We start from the raw sequence: 22,540 nt of genomic DNA, 5'->3' as shown, positions 1-22,540 counted from the left end.
CCGGTGGGGGCATGCGTCTGTAGCGAATGCGCCACACCGGAAAAATCAAACCGGGCAGAGATGTGGCAAAACTCTAATGCTCTTTTACATTTGTGACGACCGGGGGCGTAAAAGTGGCGAACGTAAGATAGATCCCATGTTCTGCCACAATCTATTCCCTAACGACAGCCTTGCCATCAGAAACGATAATTCACACCTGCTCGCAGAATATTTGCGTCGAACCCGGTGGCAACCGGGCCAGAAAACGTCTGAAAGGTTGTACTGCCCAAGTCTACGTAAAGATACTCCGCCTTGGCTGTCCAGTTGCGGTCGAAGGCGAACTCGGCGCCGGCGCCCAGAGTCCAGCCGGTCTGCGTGGCATCGGCCGACAGGCCGAACGCCTTCAGGCTGCCCTGGCCATAGGCGAAGCCGCCGGTGCCGTAGACGAGGAAGCGGTCGAACGCCCACCCCGCGCGAGCCCGCACGGTGCCAAGATAGTTGAGGCTGTAGTTGCCGCCGGAGACGCCGGAGAAGTCGAAGTCCGTCTCCACGCCCAGCACCAGGGGGCTGGCGAACTGATAATTGTAGCCGATCTGCGCGCCGCCGATGAAGCCGCCGGGGCTGGCGAAGGCCGCATTGCCCCACGCATAGCCGGCGTTGGCGCCGATGTAGAAGCCGGTCCAGGTGAAGACGGGCACGGGCTGCGCATAGGGCGCCTGATAGGGCGGATATCGGCCGGAGAGGTCGGCTGCCATCGCCGGGCTGGCGAGGCCGATCCCCGCCAGCGCAGCGGCGGAAGCAAGCAGACGAGAACGCATCGAGGACTCCTCCAGGGGTGGCGCCGGCGGCGACACGCGCGGCCGGCCTCGTCCGCACCCTCGCAGGTGAATCTTGCCCATTCCTGTCCGCGCGCGCCGTCCCGCCGTGATGCCTAACGCGGCGTTAATGTGTCGAAGTGTTGCAAACACTTGAAAAGCGCGCCGGGGACCACCTCTGCGAGCTGTCGCGCCGCCATACGCGTGACTCCATGGTTGAGCGCCTGTTAACAGGAAGGCCCGGGCACGCGGATTTTCTCCGGCCGCGCGGCGCACTAAATAAGGCCCATGACCGGCAGACGCCCCACAGACCCGCCCGAAGTCACCCTCCCCCCCGAGGACGCCGCGACGCGCCCACCCGAGGCCGAGGAGACGGAGGAGCAGGACGAGGAGATTCTCCTCCAGATCGAGGCCGAGGATGCCCTCGCGCCCGGCGAGGAGAGCCTTGCCACCGGGCGGGCAGCCATCGTGCGCGCGGCGAAGCTCGCGCCCTCGGGCCCCGGCGTCTACCGCATGCTGGCGGGCGACGGCACCGTGCTCTACGTGGGCAAGGCCAAGAGCATCAGGAAGCGCGTGCTCAGCTACACGCGCCCAGTGGGCCACACCAACCGCATCGCACGGATGATCGCGGCCACGTGCACCATGGAATTCGTCTCCACCCGCACGGAGCCGGAAGCCCTGCTTCTGGAGGCGAACCTCATCAAGCAGCTGAAGCCGCGCTTCAACGTGCTGCTGCGGGACGACAAGTCCTTCCCCTACATCCTCATCACCGCCGACCACGTGGCGCCGCAGATCACCAAGCATCGCGGCGCGCGCAGCCGTCCGGGGGACTATTACGGCCCGTTCGCCAGCGTATGGGCCGTAGACCGTACCATCAACGCGCTGGAGCGGGCCTTCCTGCTGCGCTCGTGCTCCGACAGCTATTACGAGAACCGCACGCGGCCGTGCCTTCTCTACCAGATCAAGCGCTGCTCCGGCCCCTGCACCGGCGAGATCAACCACACCGATTATGCCGAGCTGGTGCGCGAGGCGCGAGCCTTCCTCTCCGGCCGCTCGCGCGCCATCAAGGAGGAGCTGGCCGGCGAGATGGAGCAGGCGGCGGAGGAGCTGGAGTTCGAGCGCGCCGCCCGCCTGCGCGACCGCCTCGCCGCGCTTTCGGCGGTTCAGGGCTCGCAGGGCATCAACCCCCGCGGCGTGGAGGAGGCGGACGTCTTCGCCTGCCACCAGCAGGGCGGAGCCACCTGCATCGAGGTGTTCTTCTTCCGCACCGGGCAGAACTGGGGCAACCGCGCCTACTACCCGCGCGCCGACCGCTCCCTGACGGAAGCCGAGGTGCTGGGCGCCTTCCTCTCCCAGTTCTACGAGGACAAGCCCTGCCCGCGCCTCATCCTGCTGTCCCACAAGGTGGAGGAGCAGGCGCTCATCGCCGAGGCGCTCTCGGAGAAGGCCGGCTACAAGATCGATATCGCCGCGCCCCAGCGCGGTGAGAAGCGCGACCTCGTGGACCACGCCCTCCAGAACGCCCGCGAGGCCCTCGCCCGCACGTTGGCCGAAAGCCAGACCCAGGCGAAGCTGCTGGAGGGCCTTGCCGCCGCCTTCGGCCTGGGGGCGCCGCCGCAACGCATCGAGGTCTACGACAATTCCCACATCATGGGCACCAATGCGGTGGGCGGCATGATCGTGGCGGGGCCGGAGGGCTTCCGCAAATCCCAGTACAGGAAGTTCAACATCAAGTCGGCGGACCTCGTGCCCGGCGACGATTTCGGCATGATGCGCGAGGTGCTCACCCGACGCTTCTCCCGCCTGCTGAAAGAGGCCCCGCGGGAAGAGACCGCGCCCGCGCCGGACGCCCCGCCCCCCGCCGATGCCGCGATCGTGACCGCCGGGCCAGAGGCGAAGCCCGTGCCGGAAATGGACGAACCGGAGACGGACACCGCTTTGCCCGACGCCACCGACGCCTCCCCCTGGCCGGACCTGGTGCTCATCGACGGCGGCCTCGGCCAGCTCAACGCGGCCCGCAAGGTGCTGGAGGAACTGGGCATCACCGACGTGCCGCTGGTGGGCATCGCCAAGGGCGTGGACCGGGACGCGGGGCGCGAGCAGTTCTTCATTCCCGGTCGGCCGCCCTTCCGCATGGAACCGCGAGACCCGGTGCTCTATTTCATCCAGCGCCTGCGCGACGAGGCCCACCGCTTCGCCATCGGCTCCCACCGCGCGCGGCGCAAGAAGGACATCACCGAAGCGGGGCTCCAGGCCATCGCGGGCGTCGGGCCCACGCGCAAGCGGGCCTTGCTGCGCCACTTCGGCACGCTGAAGGCCATCGAGCGGGCCTCGCTGGCCGATCTGGAGCAGGTGGCCGGCATCAATGCCGCCACCGCCAAGGCGGTGTACGATTATTTTCATGAACGGCCCTCATCATGAGGGATCACACCCGAGACTTCCGCCCGCCGCCCGCACGGCCTAAATAGGACCGGTAGCAAGGAGGGCATGAAGCGCCTCCAGACCGGCGAAGTGAGTTTGATGGCCGAGGCAGCGACCCGTTCCGATCCCTCCCCCGCGCCGGCGCGGAGCGCACGGGGGCATGCGCTCTCGCTGCCCAACATCCTCACCTATGCGCGCTGCGTGGCGGTGCCGCTGGTGGCGGCCTGCCTGTTCTGGTCGGACATCCTGGCCGGCGGTGTGGTGCTGCGTTGGGTGGCGCTGGCCCTCTACGTGGCCGCCGCCATCACCGATTTCTTCGACGGCTACCTCGCCCGCGCCTGGTCGCAGCAATCGGCCATCGGGCGCATGCTGGACCCCATCGCCGACAAGCTGCTGGTCTCAACCTGCCTGCTCATGCTCGCCTCCGACGGCACCATCCGCGGCTGGTCCCTATGGGCCGCCATCGTCATCCTGTGCCGGGAGATCCTGGTCTCCGGCCTGCGCGAGTTCCTGGCCGAGCTGCGCGTCTCGGTGCCGGTCTCGCGGCTCGCCAAGTGGAAGACCACGCTCCAGCTGGTCGCGGTGGGCGTGCTCATCACCGGCCCGGCGGGCGAGGCGGTGCTGCCCGGCGTCACCCTCGCCGGCCTGACGCTGCTGTGGGTCTCGGCGGTGCTCACGCTCTACACGGGGTATGATTATTTCCGCGCCGGGGCGCGCCACCTGGTGGAGGACGAGCGGTGAAGGTTCTCTATTTCGCCTGGCTCCGCGAACGGGTCGGCCGCGCCGAGGAGGAAGTAGCCCCGCCGCCGGAGGTGGCCACCGTCGCCGACCTCGCCCGCTGGCTCGCCGCGCAGGACGAGGCCCACGCCCACGCCTTCGAGAATCCGGCCATCGTGCGCGCCGCCCTCGACCGGCGCCACGTGAAGGCCGATGCCCCCCTCGCCGGCGCGCAGGAGATCGCCTTCTTCCCGCCGATGACCGGGGGCTGATCTCATGGCCACGCCCCTCTTCGCCGTGCGCATCCAGGAAGCCCCGTTCGATGCCGCGGCCGAGAGCGCCCGCCTCAGCGCAGGCCGCACCGACGTGGGCGCCGTGGTCACCTTCACCGGCCTGTGCCGGGCCGACCCGGACGCCGGTGGCGCCTCCCTCGCCGCGCTGACGCTTGAGCACTACCCCGGCATGGCCGAGGCGGAGATCGAGCGCCACGTGGAGGAGGCCCGCCGGCGCTGGCCCCTCACCGGCGCCATCGTGGTGCACCGGCACGGGCGGTTGGTTCCGGGCGACCCCATCGTCATGGTGGCCACCGCCGCCTCCCACCGCGCCGCCGCGTTCGCCGCCGCCGAATTCCTCATGGACTGGCTGAAGACCGACGCCCCCTTCTGGAAAAAGGAGGAGCGCGCCGACGGCGGCGCCTGGGTGGAGGCGAAGGCCCACGACGACGACGCCCGCGCCCGCTGGGAAAAGACCGGCGAAAGCCGGTAGGCGCTTGGAAACAGGACCTTGCGCACGACCAGCGCCCGTGTCTATTAATCAGCCGCTCATTATAAGAGCCGACCAACGGCTCGAAGCCATGGCAATTCCCGCAAAGGCGCGCAGCGGTTTTGCGCCTGGCATTGCGATGAAACAAAGAACGAGAGCGTTCCGGTGGGTCGCTGTTCGCCGGATGCGCTCTCAGACAAGAGAACGCTTTGCCGGTTCCGGGCACCTCCCGGGCGACGCCGGCGCCGGCGAGGGAAACGATCCATGGATTTTCGCGTCTCCCTCGAGGGAAAAGCCGCGCTGGTCACCGGCGCGTCCGGGGGGCTCGGGGCCTATTTCGCCGAACGGCTGGCCGCCGCCGGCGCGCACGTGGCGGTGGCCGCGCGCCGCGCCGAAGCCTGCGCCGCCTTGTGCGAGCGCATCCGGGCCGCGGGTGGCGTGGCCACTCCCCTCTCCCTCGACGTGACCAACCCTGCCTCCGCCGACACCGCCGTGGCGGAGGTGATCGCAGCCTTCGGCCGGCTCGATATCCTGGTCAACAACGCCGGCGTCACCGCCACCACCCCGCTCCTGAAGGAGACGGCGGAGGAGTGGGACGCCATCCTCGACACCAACCTGAAGGGCGGCTTCCTGGTGGGCCGCGCGGCCGCTGCCGCCATGGCCGCGAGCGGCACCGGCGGCAGCATCATCAACGTCGCCTCCATCCTCGGCCTGCGCGTGGCCGGGCAGGTGGCGGCCTATGCGGCCTCCAAGGCGGCGCTGGTGCAGCTCACCAAGTCCATGGCGCTGGAATGGGCGCGCCACAAGATCCGCGCCAATGCCCTGTGCCCCGGCTATGTGGAGACCGACCTCAACCGCGACTTCTTCGCCAGCGAAGCGGGGCAGGCCCTCATCAAGCGCATTCCCTACCGCCGGCTCGGCACCCTCGCCGATCTCGAGGGTCCGCTCCTGTTCCTGAGTTCCGATGCGTCCGCATACGTGACGGGGACGACATTGGTGGTCGATGGCGGCCACCTCGTCTCCTCGCTGTGACGGGCGCGAAAGTGCCGCCTGATCTCCCGCCCCGCTTCCGCCCGGCGGGTCCCGCCCTTAAGCTCATCGAGGCGTCACCGCCGAGGAGGAAATGATGCGACACAAGGTGTACCCGGACGCGAAAAGTGCCCTGGAGGGCATCGTCTCCGACGGTCAGCTGATCATGGCCGGCGGGTTCGGCCTCTGCGGCATCCCCGAGAACCTCATCGCGGCCATCCGCGAGCTCGGGCCCAAGCACCTCACCGTCGTGTCCAACAATTGCGGCGTGGACGATTTCGGCCTCGGCATCCTGCTCGCCAACGGCCAGATCAAGAAGATGATCTCGTCCTACGTGGGTGAGAACAAGCTGTTCGAGCAGCTCTACCTCGCCGGCGACCTGGAGCTGGAATTCAACCCGCAGGGCACGCTGGCCGAGCGCATCCGCGCTGGCGGCGCCGGCATCCCCGGCTTCTACACCAAGACCGGCTACGGCACGATCATCGCCGAGGGCAAGCCGACCCGCGAGTTCAACGGCCAGCACTATGTGCTGGAGACCGGGCTCGTCGCCGACCTGTCCATCATCAAGGCCTGGAAGGCCGACAAGGAAGGCAACCTCGTCTACCGGAAGACGGCGCGCAACTTCAATCCGATGATGGCCACCGCCGGCAAGGTCACGGTCGTTGAGGTTGAGGAGCTGGTGGAGATCGGCGAGCTCGACCCCGACACCATCCACACGCCCGGCATCTATGTGGATCGCATCGTGGTCGAGCAGGGCGCCGAGAAGCGCATCGAGAAGGTGACCACCCGCAAGCGCGAAGAGGTGAAGTGATGGCCTGGACCCGTGAGCAGATGGCGGCCCGCGCCGCCCAGCAGATCCGCGACGGCTTCTACGTGAACCTCGGCATCGGTATCCCCACCCTGGTCGCCAACGCGCTGCCCCCGGGCATGACCGTCTCCTTCCAGAGCGAGAACGGCATGCTGGGCATCGGCCCCTTCCCCTATGAGGGCGAAGAGGACCCCGACCTCATCAACGCCGGCAAGCAGACCGTCACCGAGGTGCCGGACACCGCCTATTTCTCCAGCGCCGATTCGTTCGCCATGATCCGCGGCGGGCACATGGACCTCTCCATCCTCGGCTCCATGCAGGTGTCCGAGCAGGGCGACATCGCCAATTGGATGGTGCCCGGCAAGATGGTGAAGGGCATGGGCGGCGCCATGGACCTCGTCGCCGGCGCCAAGGAAGTGATCGTGCTCATGGAGCATGTGGAGAAGTCCGGCGCGCCGAAGCTGGTGGAGCGCTGCACCCTGCCGCTCACCGGCACCCACGTGACCGACTTCGTGATCACCGACCTCGCGGTGTTCGAGTTCACCAAGCGCGGCGGCACGCTGGTGCTGAAGGAGCTGGCGCCGGGCGTCTCCCTCGACGAGGTGAAGGCCAAGACCGCGGCCAGGTTCGAGGTGGGCCTCACCTGAGGGGAAACGGGGGCGCCTGGCCGCGCCCCCGCCGGTCCCGGCCATTCCGGGCCTGATGCAAGGGCTTCTCCGCGCCACCGGAGGAGCCCTTCCCTTTAGCCGCCACCTGAGAGCCCCTCTCGACACCGGTCAAGGACCGGCGCCGATGGCATGATGCCCGTTCAGGCCGCCGCCTTGTGCCCCATCCCTTCGGGCAGGGAGAGCCGCACGTCGGCGGCGTCCAGGATCACCCGCATCCCCTCCCCGCGCAGCACCTCGTATTCCACCTCGCGCTGGTGGGTGAGGGGATCGCGGGCGGTGAGCGGGTCGTCCACCCGGCCGGGATGGACCATCACCAGCCCGCCCTCGGGCACGCCCTTCAGGAAGTGGGTGAGCAGCGCCGCAAAATCGTGGCCGGCCGAAAAGTCATAGGCGCCGCCGAAGCCGCTGTTGGTGACGAGCGAAAGCCTTGCCGCATCCCGCGCGAAGCCCCGGGCGAAGCTGCCGATGAGCCGGCCCTTGAAATCGAAGCCGTTGAGCGCCCCCTTCGCCGGGGTCACATCGCGCAGCCAGGCTTTGGGGGCATGGCGGGCGGTGGCGGCGAGCACCGCCCGCCGCACCACGGGCAGCACGTGCACATGCTGGTGGCCATCCACATGGTCCGGCGGGCCGCCGAACGCCTCGGCGAAAGCGAGGAACTGCGCCTCCACCTCGGCCGCCACGGCCTTCGGATCGAGCCGCCGCGTCAGGGCGGCGACGAGCAGCGCGGACAAAGCGGGAAAAGTCCCCAGGGGCCCCGCCATGCCGGCGGTGAGGGGCGCGAAAGTGCCGGTCAGGGTCACGTGCAGGCCGATGCTGGCACCCATATCCCGGGCCGCGGCCTTCAGCGCGTCCGCCTCCTCCTTGAGCCCGTCGAACACGGTCATGACCGAGGTGGCGTTGATCCGGCGCGCGGCGATCAGCTGGCGGATCGCCTCCGACACGCCGGGAGCGATGGCATAATCATCCGCGCACAGGACGACCCGCCTCACGGCTCGGCCCTCGAGGCGACGGCGCCGGGATAGGGCAGCACCTGCGCCCCCCCATGGACACCCCCGTAACCGCCCGCCGGCAGCCCCCCCGCCTCGTGCGGCGCGGGCTCCTGCCGGACCGCGACGGCGCGGTTCAGCGCGTGGTCGGCCACGTAATAGACCGGTCGCGCCTTGATCTCCGAGAGGATGCGGGCGACGTACTCGCCCATCAGCCCCATCACCAGCAGCTGCGTGCCGCCGATCACCATGAGGCCGACGATGATGGAGGGGTAGCCGGGCAGCGGAATGCCCCAGAACAGGCGCTCCACCACGATCCAGCCGCCGTAGAGCAGCGCGAGGCCCGCCAGCACCGCACCGAAGGCGGCGGCAAGGCGCAGCGGCGCCGGCGAGAAGGAGGTCAGCGCCTCCATGGACAGGCCGAGCAGCCGCAGGAAGTTGAAGGAGGTGGAGCCGTGCGCCCGGGCCGCCGGGCGGTAGGGCACGGCGATCTGCTTGTAGCCGATCCAGCTGGACAGGCCCTTGAAGAAGCGGTTGCGCTCGGTCATGCGGCGCAGCGCGCCGGCGGCGCGGGGCGAGAGAATGCGGAAGTCGGCAGCATCCTCCGGGATGCGGGTGGCGGCGCCGAAGTTCAGCAGCTTGTAGAAAAGGCGCACGAAGATGCGCCGGCTCGCCGCCTCGTCGGAGCGGTCGGCCTTCACCGCGTAGGCCACGTCGTAGCCCTCGTCCTTCCACAGGCGCACGAAGGTGGAGATCATCTCCGGCGGGTGCTGGCCGTCGCCGTCCATGAACATCACGGCGTCGCCGCGCGCATGGTCGAGGCCGGCCATGAGGGCCGCCTCCTTGCCGAAATTGCGCGAGAGGGCGACCACCTGAACGTCCAGCCCATCGGCCGGCAGCCCGGCGGCGAGCGCGGCGCTGCCGTCGCGGCTGCCGTCGTCCACATAGACGATCTCGAGGGTGAGCCCACGGGCACGCCCTTCCGCCGTCGCGGCCGCGCACAGGCGCGCATGGAAGACCGGGAGCCCCTCGGCTTCATTGTAGAGCGGAACGACGATGCTCAGGTCTGGTATCATGGTGCGTCTTCGGGTGCCAGGCGCCGCTGGAGCACGCGTTCTCCCCATTCAAGCTCGGAGGGCGCTTCACCAGGCAAATCAACTCAATTTGCCTGGATCGCGCACCGGCCGCCAGTTTTAGCCGGAGCGGCCGGGAACGGGTGAAATTTTTCGGCGACGGGTGGAACCTCGGTCCTTTCGCGGCGTTGTCGGGGGGTGCGATCATCCCCCCATTGATCGTGCCATTGGCGCGGTCGTCTTCCCCCAAGGCGGCCGCGCCGTCATTTTCAGGGCATGGCGCAGGCCGGATCAGCGGCGACGATTGCGGCATATCAAGACCCGAGACTTTGGGCGAGTTTAGGGTAAGGTCGCGTCGTCCACACGGCCGAACGGGGGCCTTCCCAGATGATTCGCGACATTTTGGTCAATCTCGCTCAGGGCACCGAGAAGGACGTGGCCCGTGATTTCGCGGCCAGCCTCGCGGCGGCATTCGGCGCCCATCTCACCGGGCTGACCGTGGCATACGAGATCGACGTGCCGCCCTTCTACATGGGCGCCCTGCCCACCGACTTCATCGATGCGCAGGTGCTTGAGAATCAGGCAGCGGCCGAGCGTGCCGCCACCGGCTTCACCGCGGCGGCGACCGCCGCCGGTATTACCCATGACGTGAAGAGCCTCACCGCCTCCCTCGGGGTGGCGGCCAACGCCTTCTCGGAGATGTCGCGCCTGTACGACATCACGGTCGTGGCCCAGCCCGATCCGGACCGCCCGGGCCCGGAGGAGGTGATCGCCGAGACGGTGCTCATCGAATCCGGCCGCGCCGTGCTGGTGGTGCCCTATGTGCAGACCAAGCCCTTCACCGCCAGCCGGGCGGTGGTGGCCTGGGATGGCAGCCGCGCCTCCGCCCGCGCGCTGGCGGAAGCCCTGCCCCTGCTCCACCGCACCAAGGAGGTGGAGATCTTCCGCGTGGTGCACCACACCGAGGAAGAAGACACCGCCGGGCCGGAGGTGGCGCGCCATCTCGCCCGCCACGGCATCGATGCCAAGGTGCGGCGCCTGCCGGTCTCTTCCGGCGAGCCCATCGCCGCCGCCATCCTCAACGAGGTGTCCGACCAGGGCGCCGACCTGGTGGTGATGGGCGGCTACGGCCATTCCCGCCTGCGCGAGCTGGTGATGGGTGGCGTGACCCGCGAGATCCTCGCCACCATGACCGTGCCGGTTCTGATGGCCCACTGAGGCCGACTGCCGGACGCAATAAACGAAAAAGCCCCCTTCCGACCGGAAGGGGGCTTTTTTCATGCCCGGTGAAGCGCGGCGAGGATCACTCCTCGTCGTCTTCCTCCTCGTTGCGGCGCGAACCGCCGAGCTTGGCGAACACGGTTTCGAGGTCGAGGGATTCGCGGCCCTTGGGGGCCTGATCCTCGTGCTCGTCATGGGCGGTGGTGACGTCCGCCGGCAGCAGCGTGGCGCCGCGATCCTCATGGGCGACGGCGGCGGGACGATCCTTGGCGGCGCGCTGCACCTCGATGTCGAGGTCGATCTGGCTGCACAGGCCGAGCGTCACCGGGTCCATGGGCGAGAGCTGCGCCGAATTCCAGTGGGTGCGCTCCTTGATGGACTGGATCGTCGCCTTGGTGGTGCCCACCAGGCGGATGACCTGCGCGTCCTTCAGCTCGGGATGGTTGCGCAGCAGCCAGAGGATGGCGTTCGGGCGGTCGTGGCGGCGCGACACCGGGGTGTAGCGCGGGCCGCGGCGCTTCTTCTGCTCCGGCAGGCGTACCTTGGATTCCAGCAGCTTCAGGCGGCGGTTGGGGTCCTTCTCGGCAAGCGAGATTTCGTCGCGGGAGAGCTGGCCGGTGGAGATGGGGTCGAGCCCCTTGATCCCCTGCGCCACCTCGCCGTCGGCGATGCCCTTCACCTCGAGCGGGTGCAGCTTGCAGAAGTCGCCGATCTGCTCGAAGGAAAGCGCCGTATTGTCCACGAGCCAGACGGCAGTGGCCTTGGGCATGAGCGGTATGTTCGACATGACGGCCTCTTCGGCGTTGGTGCCGGACGCCTCAGGCGGCCGGAGCAGCTGTTGATGTGGGGCGCACGAGGCGCCCGGAAAATATGTGGTGCCGGAATATGCGGGTTCGCATGGTCGCCCCTCCCCGCGGGGCGGACCGCGAAACACATCGCGATGTCCGGAATTTGTGCAACATAAGCGCGCCCGGGCGAAGTTGCAAATCCCGCGCGCGGTAAATCGTCCGCAACGTCGGCCCCGTGCTTGACAGGGGCCCCGTGAGGCCGCCAATTCGCCGGATGCCCGAGATGGACACCCCCCTCATGGACGCCGCCGAAACGCGCCCCGCGAAGCCGCCGCTTCGCGTTCTCCTCGCCGCGCCGCGCGGCTTCTGCGCCGGCGTGGTGCGGGCCATCGACGCGGTGGAGCAAGCGCTGAAGCTCTACGGCGCGCCGGTCTATGTGCGTCACGAGATCGTGCACAACAAATACGTGGTGGAAGACCTGAAGCGGAAGGGCGCCATCTTCGTGGAGGAGCTGGACGAGGTGCCGGATACCCGCGCGCCCGTCATCTTCTCCGCCCATGGCGTGCCGAAGTCCGTCCCCGAGGCTGCCGCCGGCCGCAATCTCTTTGCCATCGACGCCACCTGCCCGCTGGTCACCAAGGTGCACCGCGAGGCGCAGGTGCACCACCGCAAGGGCCGGCACATCCTGCTCATCGGCCATCAGGGCCACCCGGAAGTGGTGGGCACCATCGGCCAGCTGCCGGACGGCGCCTTCACCCTGGTCGAGACGGCGGAGGAGGCGCGCACCGTGGAGGTACCCGACGCCGGGAACCTCGCCTATGTGACGCAGACCACCCTCTCCCTGGACGATACGGCGGAGATGATCTCCATCCTGCGCGTGCGCTTCCCCGCGCTCACCGAGCCGCACAAGGAAGACATCTGCTACGCCACCACCAACCGGCAGGAGGCGGTGAAGGCCATCGCCCCCCAGGTGGACGCCCTCGTCGTGGTGGGCGCGCCCAATTCCTCCAATTCCCAGCGCCTGCGCGAGGCGGCGGAACGCGCCGGCTGCGCCCGCTCCGTGCTGGTGCAGCGCGCGGCCGACATCGACTGGCCCCAGTTCCAAGGCATCGCGAGCCTCGGCGTCACCGCCGGCGCATCGGCCCCGGAAGTGCTGGTTGAGGAGATCGTCGACGCCTTCGCCGCCCGCTTCGACGTCACCGTGGAGACCGTGACCTCCACCGAGGAGGATGTCTTCTTCCCCTTGCCGCGTGCCCTGCGGCCGGACGCGGCGGAGTAGCCCGTGGCGGTCTATACGGACGTCTCACCCGCGGAGCTGGAAGCCTTCCTCGCGGGCTACGACATGGGCACCCTCACCTCCTTCCACGGCATCGCCGAGGGGGTGGAGAACTCCAACTTCCTGGTCCAGACCACGACCGGCAGCTACATCCTCACCCTCTACGAGAAGCGCGTGAGGCGGGAGGACCTGCCCTTCTTCATCGGCCTCATGCGGCATCTGGCCGGGCGCGGCCTCTCCTGTCCCGAGCCGGTGGCGCGCCGCTCCGGCGAGGTGCTCGCGGAGCTGGCGGGGCGGCCGGCGGCCATGGTCACCTTCCTGCCCGGCGTCTCGGTGCGCCGGCCCACGGCCGAGCATTGCGCGGAGCTGGGGCGCGGCCTTGCGCAGTTGCACCTCGCCGGCGCCGACTTCGCCATGCGCCGCACCAACAACCTCTCGGTCTCCGGCTGGCGGCCCCTGTTCAATGCCGCGGACGGACAGGCGGACACGGTGGCGCCCGGCCTTGGCGAGACCATCGCCACGGAGCTGGCGGCCCTGGAGCAGAGCTGGCCGAAGGGCCTGCCGGAGGGCGTGATCCACGCCGATTTGTTCCCGGACAACGCCTTCTTCCTGGACGACAAGCTCTCCGGCATCATCGACTTCTATTTCGCCTGCACCGATTACCTCGCCTATGACGTGGCGGTGTGCCTCAACGCCTGGTGCTTCGAGCCGGACGGCGCCTACAACATCACCAAGGGCCGGGCGCTGCTGGCGGGCTACGAGGCGGTGCGCGCGCTCTCGGATGCGGAGAAGGCGGCCCTGCCGCGCCTCGCCCGCGGGGCGGCGCTGCGCTTCCTGCTCACCCGCCTGGTCGATTGGCTGAACGTGCCCGAAGGTGCGCTGGTGAAGCCCAAGGACCCGCTGGAATACTTGAAGAAGCTGCGCTTCCACCGCGCCGTCGACAACGCTCAGGACTACGGCCTCGCCGCATGAAGGAAGTCGAGATTTTCACCGACGGCGCCTGCTCGGGCAATCCCGGGCCGGGCGGCTGGGGGGCCATCCTGCGCTTCGGAGCGCATGAGAGGGAACTGAACGGCGGCGAGGGGCTGACCACCAACAACCGCATGGAGTTGATGGGCGCCATCTCGGCCCTGGAGGCGCTGAAGGAACCGTGCACCGTGGACCTGCACACGGACAGCGCCTACCTCAAGGACGGCGTCACCAAGTGGATGCACGGCTGGAAGCGCAACGGCTGGCGCACCGCCGACAAGAAGCCGGTGAAGAACCAGGACCTGTGGGAGCGCCTCGATGCCGCGCTGAAACGCCACCAGATCCGCTGGCACTGGGTGAAGGGCCACGCCGGCCACACCGAGAACGAGCGCGCCGACGAGCTCGCCCGTACCGGCATGGCCCCCTTCAAGCTGAAGGGGCGGATCGCCTGAGCGGCGCGCTCTAAATCCTTATCTGATCAGATGGGAATGCCGCCGGCCGTGTGCGCTGGAGGAGGTCGAAGACACCGCGCGCGTCCTCGATGCCGAGAAACGCGGGCCGGGAATCACTCACCTGATGGCGGCCTCCGATTGCGGTTCGGCCGAAGCGGATCGTGCCTCGCGCCCCGTTTTCCAGCAGCTCCATCTCATTGAGGCCGGCACGGTCATAAGAGCGGAAGCTGCTCCACGGCCCCTCACGCCAGATCAGGAGCCGTCGGTCGGTGACGGCATAGAAGGTGCGGGCTCGCAACCAGGCGTCGTGCAGATAGCGCAGAAAGAGCATGTAGAAGCCCACCGCGAGGAACGGCAGGGCGAAAATGGAGAACGCCCAGTGCCCCTTGCCAAGGCCCTCGGACACGACGCCGGCGAGGGGAATGCCCGTCCAGGCCAGAAAGAAGAGCGTGACCGGGACGTCGCTTCCGACAAACATCAGCCCCCGCCTTGGCCGGCCCGCCCACAGGAGCCGCTCGCCGGGCAAGAGGCGGCCAGCCAGCTTCTGCTGCATCTCGATCTGCATCGCCGTCCCCCTTGCCGATGCAACCGCAGATAGGACGGAACGACACAACAAAAAAGGGCGGTGAGCTGAATTTCCAGCCCCCTCCCTGATTTTCCGCCCCGGGATTTCTGACGTTGGGGAAGATCAATTCCGCTGGCGGGAAGCCCTCTGAAGCATTTACTTCCAGGCACCCCTCCCCGGTGCGCTCGCGCGCGCCGGCGTTGCGCAGCTCAAGCCGAAGGAGCGGCTGGGGGCTCCGGAACCGGTTCCGGTTGGGTCCTCTGAATCAGTGCGAACACCTGCTCGGCGTCGGCGATGCAGAGGAAGCGGGGAACGGGATCGAGCGACGGCACGAACGCCGCCGGATTCTTCTGCAGTTCGACGTCCCCCCGCGCGAACGAGAGGGTCTGGCCGCTGGGCCATTGTTGCAGCTCAATGATGTCCAGCCTGGCGCGGACGAGCACGGTTATCCCGCCCAGAAAAGCTTCCTGGAGAATGATGATGCGGCGATCGGTGACCGCATAGGTCGTGTGCCGGCGGATATGGGCGTCGAGGAGGTGGCGCCCACCGTACAACACCGCCAGCCAGCGGCGAACACAACCGGCCCGCCGCGCCGGCCGACCGGCGCAGGACCACCGGCTGCCAACCAGCCGTAGAGCGTGAAGACGAGGACGGCCGCAGCCACAAGGGAAATGACCACCGGTGCGAAATCCACCGGCGCGAACAGCAGGCCCTGCTTGGGCTGCCCTGCCCAGAGCACCCGCTCACCTCGCAGCAGTCGTCCGGCGAGGCGCCGCTCCGCATCGATCCGCATCGCCCGTTCGGGTCCGAGAACGTCCGCGGCGGGCCCGGTATCCGGACCCGCCGCCAAACTGAGCCGCGCAGCATCGCTCGCGGCGTCCGCACCATCTAACGCAGCGTCAGACGGCGCAACCGTTCACTTGCCGCGCTTGAAGGTGTTCCACACCTTGGTGATCACGCGCTGCACCGGCGGTTCGTTGGTGGTGACGATGAACAGGCGGTCGAACACTTCCTTGCTCGGGTAGATCGACGGATTGCTGAGGATATCCTTGTCGATATACTTCTGCGACTCGAGGTTGCCGTTGGCATAGGAGATGTAGTTGGTGTTCTTCGCCGCCACCTCGGGCTTCATCATGTAGTTGATGAAGACAAGGGCATTGTCGATGTTCTTCGCATCCTTCGGGATGGCGAAGTTGTCGAACCACATGAGCGCGCCTTCCTTCGGCAGCGCATAGTCCACGTTCACCGGCGCCTTCTTGGTCTTCTTCGCGGCCTCGGCGGCCCGGCTCTTGGCCTGGAACACGTCACCCGACCAGCCGAGCGCGATGCAGATGTCGCCGCGGGCGAGCGCGTTGATATAACCTGAGGAATCGAACTTCTTGATGTAGGGCCGCACCTTCATCAGAAGCTCGCCGGCCTTCTGGATGTCTTCCGGATTCTTGGAATTGGGGTCGAGGCCCAGATACTTCATCGCGGTGGGGATCACCTCCTCGGGGCCGTCGAGGACGTAGACGCCGCAATCCTTCAGCTTGGAGAGGATCTCCGGCTTGAACATGATGTCCCACGTGTTCAGGGGAATGTCGCCGAGGCGCTCCTTCACCTTGTCCACGTTGTAGCCGATGCCGGTGGTGCCCCACATGTAGTTCACGGCGTGGGCGTTGTCGGGATCATAGACCGCGAGGCGCTTGGTGACCTCCGGCCAGGCATATTGCAGGTTCGGGATCTTGGACTTGTCGAGGGGGATGAAGATGCCCGCCTTGATCTGCCGCTGCAGGAAGGAGCCGGACGGCACCACCACGTCGTAGCCGGTCTTGCCGGCGAGCAGCTTCGTCTCCAGCACCTCGTTGCTGTCGAAGACGTCGTAGCGGACCTTGATGCCCGTTTCCTTGGTGAAGTCTTCGAGAACCGTGGGATCGATATAGTCCGACCAGTTGAAGACGTTGAGCACCTTCTCCTGGGCCAGGGCCGACCCGGACCAGCCCAGCGTGGCACACAGAAGTGCCGTTACGAAATGACGACGCATCCGCCGTTCTCCTCTTGCGTGGGCGCCGGTTCTGCTGCCGAGGCCCATCCTTTGAAGGCTATTGCGTTGCAGAACCGTCCTCAACAGGAAAGGCACGGTTTCACAGATACGTTTCGTACTCCAATGGGAGCATGGCGCGGGTGAACGCGGCCAGCTCCTCGCGCTTCATCACCGCATAGATGCGGCGATAGTCCTCGCCGAAGGTGCGGGCGATGAAAGGCGAGCCCGCAAAGCGCGCCACCGCCGCCTCCATGGAGGGCGACAGGCGCGGCGCCTCGTGCTCATAGGCATTGCCGGAGAGGGCCTCGGGCGGCTCAATGGCCTGCTCGATGCCCTCCAGCATGCCCGCGAGGATGGCCGCGAGCACCAGGTGGGGATGCGCCTCCGCCCCGGCGATGCGGTGCTCCAGCCGCCGGGCCGCAGGCGGGCCATTGGGCACGCGCACCGCCACCGAGCGGTTGTCGTAGCCCCAGCTCACCGAGGTGGGGGCATAGCTGCCGGGCACGAGGCGGCGATAGCCGTTGTAGCTCGGCACGAAGATGAGGGTGGAATCGGCCATGGAGGCCAGGAGCCCGGCCGCCGCATGGCGCAGCGCCCGATCCCCCACCCCGTCCGGCCGGGCGAAGAGATTGCCGCCGCCCGCCTCCATCACGCTCACATGCACATGCATGCCGTTGCCGGCGAAATCCACCAGGGGCTTGGCCATGAAGGTGGCGCGCAGCCCATGCCGGCGGGCCACCCCGTCAATCAGCCGCCGCAGCAGGATGGCGTCATCCGCAGCGCCCAGCGCATCCATGCGGTGATAGAGATTGATCTCGAACTGGCCGGGCGCCGCCTCGGAAATTACCGTATCCGCCGGCAGGCCCTGGGCCACGCAGGCCGCGCGCATGTCATGCAGCACCGGCGCGAAGGTGTCGAGGTCCGACATGGAGTACATGTTCTGCCGCGCCTCGCCGGTGGCGGGGAACACCGGTTGCGGCGGCGCCGCCGGATCGGCCGAGGGCTTCAGCAGATAAAATTCCAGCTCGAAGGCCACGCAGGGGATAAGCCCGCGCGCGGTGAAGCGATCCACCACGCGGACCAGTTGCTGGCGCGGATCGAGCTTCCAGGGGGCGCCGCGGGCAGAGCCGTCGGGCTCGTGCATGGTGATGAGCACCTGCGCCGTCGGGCGCGGCGCCCAGGGCACCGGCTTCAGCGTGCCGGGCACGGGCCAGCACAGGCCGTCCTTGTCGCCCGTCTCCAGGTGGATTTCGGTGGCGTCCACCTCGCGGCCCCAGATGTCCAGGCCGAAGATGGACAGCGGAATGGCCACGCCGTCCTTCCAGATCTTGCGGATGGAGGATCCGGGGATCCACTTGCCTCGCAGGACACAGGAGGTATCCGGAAGCAGGACCTCCACCACGTCGGGCTCGCCATAGGCGGCGAGATGGGCCGATACCTCGTCTTCGGCCGGCTGGGGGGCGGCCTCCTCGGCGACACGGCCGGGCACTGTGGACGGCATGATGCTCCGTTTCACAAAATTTCATCGGAACACATCCAAGCGCGAAGCTTCGGAACCTTCAAGCGTGACGATGCCTGTGAAAGCAGGAGATGTGCGTCCGCACGCCTCCGGCGGCCGCCTTCCGGGGAGAGTTCGGCCAAGGCATGACAGGATCGGCGACACATTGGGGATATGAGGGACCGGCGCCACGGCGAGGACGCGGTTGCCCATGGCGCTGAGCGCTGCCTGCCTTCACCCGCGCGCCTTCCGTGGCGCAGGTGCACCGGCGGCTCTACACATCGGGCCGGATCGCGACGATGGCCCTCGACCAGCATATTCGCGCGCGGCTGGGAGACCTCCCTGTCTCCGCTCGGGAAGAGGGAGGCATCGTCCTCTCGTTGGATGCGGACCCTGCGCCTATCGATCCCGACCGCGTGGTGGCGGTGGGCGTCATCGCCACAGAGCCGGTGATCAAGGCGATGAAATACGCCTACGCAGACGGCGCGGGACCAGCGCACGTCCGCCTTGCCCGCCAAGGCGAACGCATGGATTTCAGGGTGGCGGACGAGGCGGCAGGCCTCGGTGACCGGATCATCAGGGCCATGGCCGCGAAGCCGGGCACGAAGCCCGTGCTCGACCTGCGCCCGCGCGGCCTGTGCGCGCGGTCGGCACTTCCGCCCTCGGGGCAGCGCAGAGGCGGACCCCGGCCCGGCGCCTCGCGGCGGTGCGCTCAGATGCGCGGGACGATGATGAGTCGCTCCACCGGCTTGCCGCCGAGGAGGTGGGATTCCACAATCTCGTCAATGTCTTCCGGGGTCTTCGGGGTGTACCAGATGCCCTGCGGATAGACCACCATGATGGGTCCCGCCTGGCAGAAGCTGAGGCAGCCCGAGGAGGTCATGGCAATGTCGCGTCGGCCGGAGGCTTCGAGCTTCCTGCCCAGCCGGTCCCACAGGGGCTGCGCGCCATTGGCGCCGCACGAGCCGCGCGGATGCTGCGGCGGGCGCTGCGTGAAGCAGCAGAAGACGTGGTGCGTGTAGACCTGCGGGATATCGAGGACTTCGCTTTCGGCGGCTTCGGACATGACGGCTCGCGGCTCGGTGGGTCTGGCTGGAACCATTCAAGATACGTGCCGGATCATGCATCCCATATTTAATATAATTAAATCAAATAGTTATATCAGAATACTCCATTCGCTCATCCTGCCGGTTCCGACAATGCGGCCGGTGGGGGCGGAAACGCGACATGGATGCGTGGGCGGGCCCATCACCCGCCCCCTCCCAAACGCGGATGCCCCGGACAAGCCGGGGCATCGCATGTCATAAGGATCTGGCCAGGAAGGGAAACTCGCCAGCCCTCAACGCCCGCCGAACAGGGTGTCGAGCTTTGCGCCGGAGGCGAAATGCTCGGCCTGGAGCTTCTGCCAGCCGCCGAACACATCCTCCACCTTCACCAGCCGCACGGGCGGGAACTGGGCCTTGAACGCCTCCGCCACCTTGGGGTCCACCACCCGGTGGAAAGCCTTGGCGGCAATGGTCTGGCCGGCGGGCGAATAGAGGAATTCGAGGTAGGCGGTGGCCGAGGCGCGGGAGCCGCGCTTGTCCACCACCTTGTCGACCACCGCCACCGGGAACTCGGCCAGCAGGCTCACGGAGGGCACCACCGTCTCGAGCTTGCGGTCGGGGTAGAGCCCTTCGATGGTGCGGGTTTCCGCCTCGAAGGTGACCAGCACGTCGCCGGTGTCGCGCTCCACGAAGGTGGTGGTGGCGGCGCGGCCGCCGGTGTCGAACACCGGCACGTTCGACAGGAGCTTCTTCACGAAGGCATCAGCCTTGGCGCTGTCGCCCTTGTTCTGCTCCAGCGCATAGGCATAGGCCGCGAGATACGTGTAGCGCGCGTTGCCGGAGGTCTTCGGGTTCGGGAAGATGACCTTCACGTCGTCCCGCACCAGATCCGACCAATCCTTGATGTTCTTGGGGTTTCCCGCCCGCACCAGAAAGGCGGGGAAGGAATAGTAGGGAGAGGCCTCGTTGGGGAATTTCTTCTGCCAGTCCTTGGCGACGAAGCCCGCCTTCGCCAGCACGTCCACGTCGATCACCTGGTTGAAGGTGACGATGTCAGCCTCCAGCCCTTCGAGAATGGCGCGGGCCTGCCGGGAAGAGCCGGCGTGGCTCTGGTTCACGGTCAGCTCCTGGCCGGTCTTCGCCTTCCAGAAGGGGACGAATTCCGCATTCACCGCCGTGAACAGCTCGCGGGAGATGTCATAGGAGACGTTCAGCAGGCTGTTGGGCCCCTGCTGGGCGAAGGCCGGGGCGCTGACGGCGCCGGCGAGCGCCAGGGCAAGGACGGCGCGGCGGGTGATCATGAGATGGCTCCATTTACACATTTCACATTTGGTGAAATGCATATTTCACATGCATCATGGTTAGCATGTGAAATATGGCGTGTGAACCGCCCCGCCGAGAAAATGTTTCCGTTGGGGAGGGGCAGGCAGAAGGGATCAGGCCCCCGCCCCGCGAAGTCCGGGGCGGCGCCGCACCAATCACAGGGGTCCCGCGGCCCCCGCCGCGCATGGCGAGGGCATCAAGGGGGAGGACACCGCCGGCGGCGTCCCCTCAGCCCTCCATCTCCTCGCGCAGGATCTCGAGGCGCAGCCATTCCTCCTCGGCCCCATCCAGCGCGCCCTGGGCCTCGCCGAGGGCGGCGGAGGCCTTCTGGAAGCGGGCGGGATCCTTGGCATAGAGGGCGGGGTCGGCGATCTCCGCCGCCAGCTTCTCCACCTTGGCCCTCAGGCCCTCGATGGTCTTGGGCAGGGTCTTCAGCGCGTGCTGCTCATGGAAGGTGAGGCGGCGCTTGTCCTTCGCCGCGGGAGCGGGCGCGGCCTTCTCGGCACCCTTGTCATTACCCTTGTCGCCCCCCTTCGCCCGGGCGGGCGGCGCGGCCTTGTCCCGTGCCTCCACGCCACGGCCGCGCTGGGCCAGCATGTCGGAATAGCCGCCGGCATATTCCCGAAAGACCCCGTCCCCCTCGGCCATGATCACGCTGGAGACGGTGCGGTCCAGGAAGTCGCGGTCATGGCTCACCAGGATCACGGTGCCGGGATAGTCCGCCACCATCTCCTGCAGCAGGTCGAGGGTTTCGAGGTCGAGATCGTTGGTGGGCTCGTCCAGCACCAGCACGTTGGAGGGCAAGGCCAGCGCCCGCGCCAGCATGAGCCGCCCGCGCTCTCCCCCCGACAGCACGGACAGCGGCGCATTGGCCTGCTCCGGCGTGAACAGGAAGTCCTTCAGATAGCCCATGACATGCTTGGGCACGCCGCCCACCATCACCTGGTCGGAGCCGCCGCCGGTCAGCGCATCGCGCAGGGTGGTGGAGGGATCGAGCGCCGTGCGCTTCTGGTCGAGGCTCGCCACCTCCAGGTTGGTGCCGAGCTTCACCGTCCCGCTGTCGGGGGCGAGCTCGCCGGTGAGGAGCTTGATGAGCGTGGTCTTGCCGGCGCCGTTGGGGCCGACGATGCCCAGCCGGTCGCCGCGCAGGATGCGGGTGGAGAAATCCCGCACCACCGTTCGGTCGCCATAGGCCTTGGAGATGTTCTTGGCCTCGATGACGAGCTTACCGGAGGTCTCCGCCTCGGTGACGGCCAGCTTCACATTGCCCACCGCCCTGCGCTCCTCGCGGCGGTCCTTGCGCATGGAGTGCAGGAGGCCGAGGCGCCGCACGTTGCGCTTGCGCCGGGCGGTCACGCCGTAGCGCAGCCAGTCCAGCTCGGCGACGATCTTGCGGTCGAGCTTGTGCCGCTCGGTCTCCTCCTGCTCCAGCACCTCGTCGCGCCAGGCCTCGAAGGCGGAAAAGCCCTGCTCCAGCCGTCGCGTCTGGCCGCGGTCGAGCCACACGGTGACGCGGGACAGGGTCTCAAGGAAGCGCCGGTCATGGCTGATGAGCACCATGGCCGACCTCAGGCCCTTCAGCTCCTTTTCCAGCCATTCGATGACCGGCAGGTCGAGGTGGTTGGTGGGCTCGTCCAGCAGCAGCACGTCCGGCTCGGGCGCGATGACGCGCGCCAGAGCGGCCCGCCGCGCCTCGCCGCCGGAGAGGTGCGCGGGATCCTCCCGGCCGGTGAGACCGAGTTCCTCAAGGAGATATTGGGCCCGATAGGCCTCATCCCCCGGCCCCAGCCCCGCCTCCACATAGGAGAGCGTGGTGGAATGGCCGGAGAAGTCGGGTTCCTGGGGCAGATAGCGCACGGTGGCGCCGGGCTGGAAAAAGCGCGTGCCGGAATCCGGCGCGACCAGCCCCGCCGCCACCTTCAGCAGCGTGGACTTGCCGGAGCCGTTGCGCCCGACAAGGCACACGCGCTCCCCGGCGGACACGGAGAGTTCCGCGCCGTCGAGCAGGGGCGTCGCGCCGTAGCGCAGGTGGATGTCCTGGAGGAGAACGAGGGGAGGAGCCATGCCGCCGGATTAATGCCCCGCGCGCCGGAACGCAAAGGTGCAATCACCGGCAGGCGC

The 22,540-nt window shown here is 67.9% G+C and carries 22 protein-coding genes; 11 read left to right on the top strand and 11 right to left on the bottom strand.

The window, feature by feature from the left end; genetic code table 11:
• Positions 1-176: 176 nt before the first annotated feature.
• The gene (locus tag V5F59_RS05210) at positions 177-797 is read right to left on the bottom strand and encodes an outer membrane protein (protein ID WP_393979863.1); all 621 of its coding nucleotides are present in this window, start codon (positions 795-797) and stop codon (positions 177-179) included.
• Positions 798-1,082: 285 nt separating this feature from the next.
• On the opposite strand from V5F59_RS05210, the gene uvrC reads away from it, so the two are divergent.
• The 7 genes from uvrC (at position 1,083) to V5F59_RS05175 (ending at position 7,178) form a co-directional block, all read left to right on the top strand.
• A complete protein-coding gene (gene uvrC / locus V5F59_RS05205; RefSeq protein ID WP_393979865.1) occupies positions 1,083-3,215 on the top strand; it encodes an excinuclease ABC subunit UvrC in 2,133 nt (710 codons plus the stop codon).
• Between the two features lie 99 nt (positions 3,216-3,314).
• Positions 3,315-3,956 carry a CDP-diacylglycerol--glycerol-3-phosphate 3-phosphatidyltransferase gene (pgsA, locus tag V5F59_RS05200; RefSeq protein ID WP_393980426.1) on the top strand — a complete coding sequence of 214 codons (642 nt, stop codon included), beginning with the start codon at positions 3,315-3,317 and terminating at the stop codon, positions 3,954-3,956.
• The gene (gene moaD, locus V5F59_RS05195; protein ID WP_393979867.1) at positions 3,953-4,204 is read left to right on the top strand and encodes a molybdopterin converting factor subunit 1; all 252 of its coding nucleotides are present in this window, start codon (positions 3,953-3,955) and stop codon (positions 4,202-4,204) included. The genes pgsA and moaD overlap by 4 nt, the downstream gene beginning before the upstream one ends.
• A gap of 4 nt (positions 4,205-4,208) precedes the next feature.
• On the top strand, positions 4,209-4,697 hold the full coding sequence (locus V5F59_RS05190) for a molybdenum cofactor biosynthesis protein MoaE (RefSeq protein WP_393979869.1): 489 nt from the start codon (positions 4,209-4,211) through the stop codon (positions 4,695-4,697).
• Between the two features lie 261 nt (positions 4,698-4,958).
• Positions 4,959-5,726: an SDR family NAD(P)-dependent oxidoreductase gene (locus V5F59_RS05185; protein WP_393979871.1), complete on the top strand. Its 768-nt coding sequence runs from the start codon at positions 4,959-4,961 to the stop codon at positions 5,724-5,726.
• A gap of 91 nt (positions 5,727-5,817) precedes the next feature.
• Positions 5,818-6,534, top strand: coding sequence for a CoA transferase subunit A (locus V5F59_RS05180; protein WP_393979873.1), 717 nt, complete (start codon positions 5,818-5,820; stop codon positions 6,532-6,534).
• Positions 6,534-7,178: a CoA transferase subunit B gene (locus V5F59_RS05175; RefSeq protein WP_393979875.1), complete on the top strand. Its 645-nt coding sequence runs from the start codon at positions 6,534-6,536 to the stop codon at positions 7,176-7,178. The genes V5F59_RS05180 and V5F59_RS05175 overlap by 1 nt, the downstream gene beginning before the upstream one ends.
• A 161-nt stretch (positions 7,179-7,339) precedes the next feature.
• Here the strand turns inward: V5F59_RS05175 and V5F59_RS05170 are convergent, their stop codons facing one another.
• Both V5F59_RS05170 and V5F59_RS05165 read right to left on the bottom strand, forming a co-directional pair.
• Positions 7,340-8,188 (bottom strand): ChbG/HpnK family deacetylase, encoded by an 849-nt coding sequence (locus V5F59_RS05170; RefSeq protein ID WP_393979877.1) that lies wholly within the window; start codon positions 8,186-8,188, stop codon positions 7,340-7,342.
• Positions 8,185-9,261, bottom strand: coding sequence for a glycosyltransferase family 2 protein (locus V5F59_RS05165; RefSeq protein ID WP_393979879.1), 1,077 nt, complete (start codon positions 9,259-9,261; stop codon positions 8,185-8,187). Before V5F59_RS05165 ends, V5F59_RS05170 begins: the two co-directional genes overlap by 4 nt.
• Positions 9,262-9,645: 384 nt before the next feature.
• Between V5F59_RS05165 and V5F59_RS05160 the strand changes: the two genes are divergently transcribed.
• Positions 9,646-10,476 carry a universal stress protein gene (locus V5F59_RS05160; RefSeq protein WP_393979881.1) on the top strand — a complete coding sequence of 277 codons (831 nt, stop codon included), beginning with the start codon at positions 9,646-9,648 and terminating at the stop codon, positions 10,474-10,476.
• An 85-nt stretch (positions 10,477-10,561) separates the two neighbouring features.
• On the opposite strand, the gene V5F59_RS05155 is transcribed toward V5F59_RS05160, so the two are convergent.
• Positions 10,562-11,266: a DUF1013 domain-containing protein gene (locus V5F59_RS05155; protein ID WP_393979883.1), complete on the bottom strand. Its 705-nt coding sequence runs from the start codon at positions 11,264-11,266 to the stop codon at positions 10,562-10,564.
• 299 nt (positions 11,267-11,565) lie between these two features.
• Here V5F59_RS05155 and ispH point away from each other — a divergent pair, with 299 nt between their 5' ends.
• The 3 genes from ispH to rnhA are packed head-to-tail and all read left to right on the top strand — an operon-like array spanning position 11,566 to position 13,964.
• Entirely contained in the window at positions 11,566-12,546 is a 981-nt protein-coding gene (ispH, locus tag V5F59_RS05150) for a 4-hydroxy-3-methylbut-2-enyl diphosphate reductase (protein WP_393980428.1), read from the top strand.
• 3 nt (positions 12,547-12,549) lie between these two features.
• Positions 12,550-13,515: a homoserine kinase gene (gene thrB / locus V5F59_RS05145; RefSeq protein ID WP_393979885.1), complete on the top strand. Its 966-nt coding sequence runs from the start codon at positions 12,550-12,552 to the stop codon at positions 13,513-13,515.
• A complete protein-coding gene (gene rnhA, locus V5F59_RS05140) occupies positions 13,512-13,964 on the top strand; it encodes a ribonuclease HI (RefSeq protein WP_393979887.1) in 453 nt (150 codons plus the stop codon). Before thrB ends, rnhA begins: the two co-directional genes overlap by 4 nt.
• A gap of 10 nt (positions 13,965-13,974) precedes the next feature.
• Here the strand turns inward: rnhA and V5F59_RS05135 are convergent, their stop codons facing one another.
• From V5F59_RS05135 to V5F59_RS05105, 7 genes are all read right to left on the bottom strand, one after another.
• A complete protein-coding gene (locus V5F59_RS05135) occupies positions 13,975-14,529 on the bottom strand; it encodes a hypothetical protein (RefSeq protein WP_393979889.1) in 555 nt (184 codons plus the stop codon).
• A gap of 209 nt (positions 14,530-14,738) precedes the next feature.
• Positions 14,739-15,083, bottom strand: a complete 345-nt coding sequence (locus tag V5F59_RS05130) for a hypothetical protein (protein WP_393979891.1) — start codon at positions 15,081-15,083, stop codon at positions 14,739-14,741.
• 362 nt (positions 15,084-15,445) lie between these two features.
• Entirely contained in the window at positions 15,446-16,552 is a 1,107-nt protein-coding gene (locus tag V5F59_RS05125) for a polyamine ABC transporter substrate-binding protein (protein ID WP_393979893.1), read from the bottom strand.
• 100 nt (positions 16,553-16,652) lie between these two features.
• Positions 16,653-18,053: a glutamine synthetase family protein gene (locus V5F59_RS05120; RefSeq protein WP_393979895.1), complete on the bottom strand. Its 1,401-nt coding sequence runs from the start codon at positions 18,051-18,053 to the stop codon at positions 16,653-16,655.
• 709 nt (positions 18,054-18,762) lie between these two features.
• Positions 18,763-19,116 carry a (2Fe-2S) ferredoxin domain-containing protein gene (locus tag V5F59_RS05115; protein WP_393979897.1) on the bottom strand — a complete coding sequence of 118 codons (354 nt, stop codon included), beginning with the start codon at positions 19,114-19,116 and terminating at the stop codon, positions 18,763-18,765.
• Between the two features lie 273 nt (positions 19,117-19,389).
• Positions 19,390-20,394, bottom strand: a complete 1,005-nt coding sequence (locus tag V5F59_RS05110) for a sulfate ABC transporter substrate-binding protein (RefSeq protein ID WP_393980430.1) — start codon at positions 20,392-20,394, stop codon at positions 19,390-19,392.
• 253 nt (positions 20,395-20,647) lie between these two features.
• Complete coding sequence (locus V5F59_RS05105; protein WP_393979899.1) at positions 20,648-22,483, bottom strand: ABC-F family ATP-binding cassette domain-containing protein; 1,836 nt, start codon at positions 22,481-22,483, stop codon at positions 20,648-20,650.
• Positions 22,484-22,540 lie beyond the last annotated feature (57 nt).

Origin of the sequence: Xanthobacter nonsaccharivorans (genome assembly GCF_043194755.2) — a bacterium.
GTDB lineage: Bacteria > Pseudomonadota > Alphaproteobacteria > Rhizobiales > Xanthobacteraceae > Xanthobacter > Xanthobacter autotrophicus_G.
This window is presented reverse-complemented; position numbering and strand designations above follow the sequence as displayed.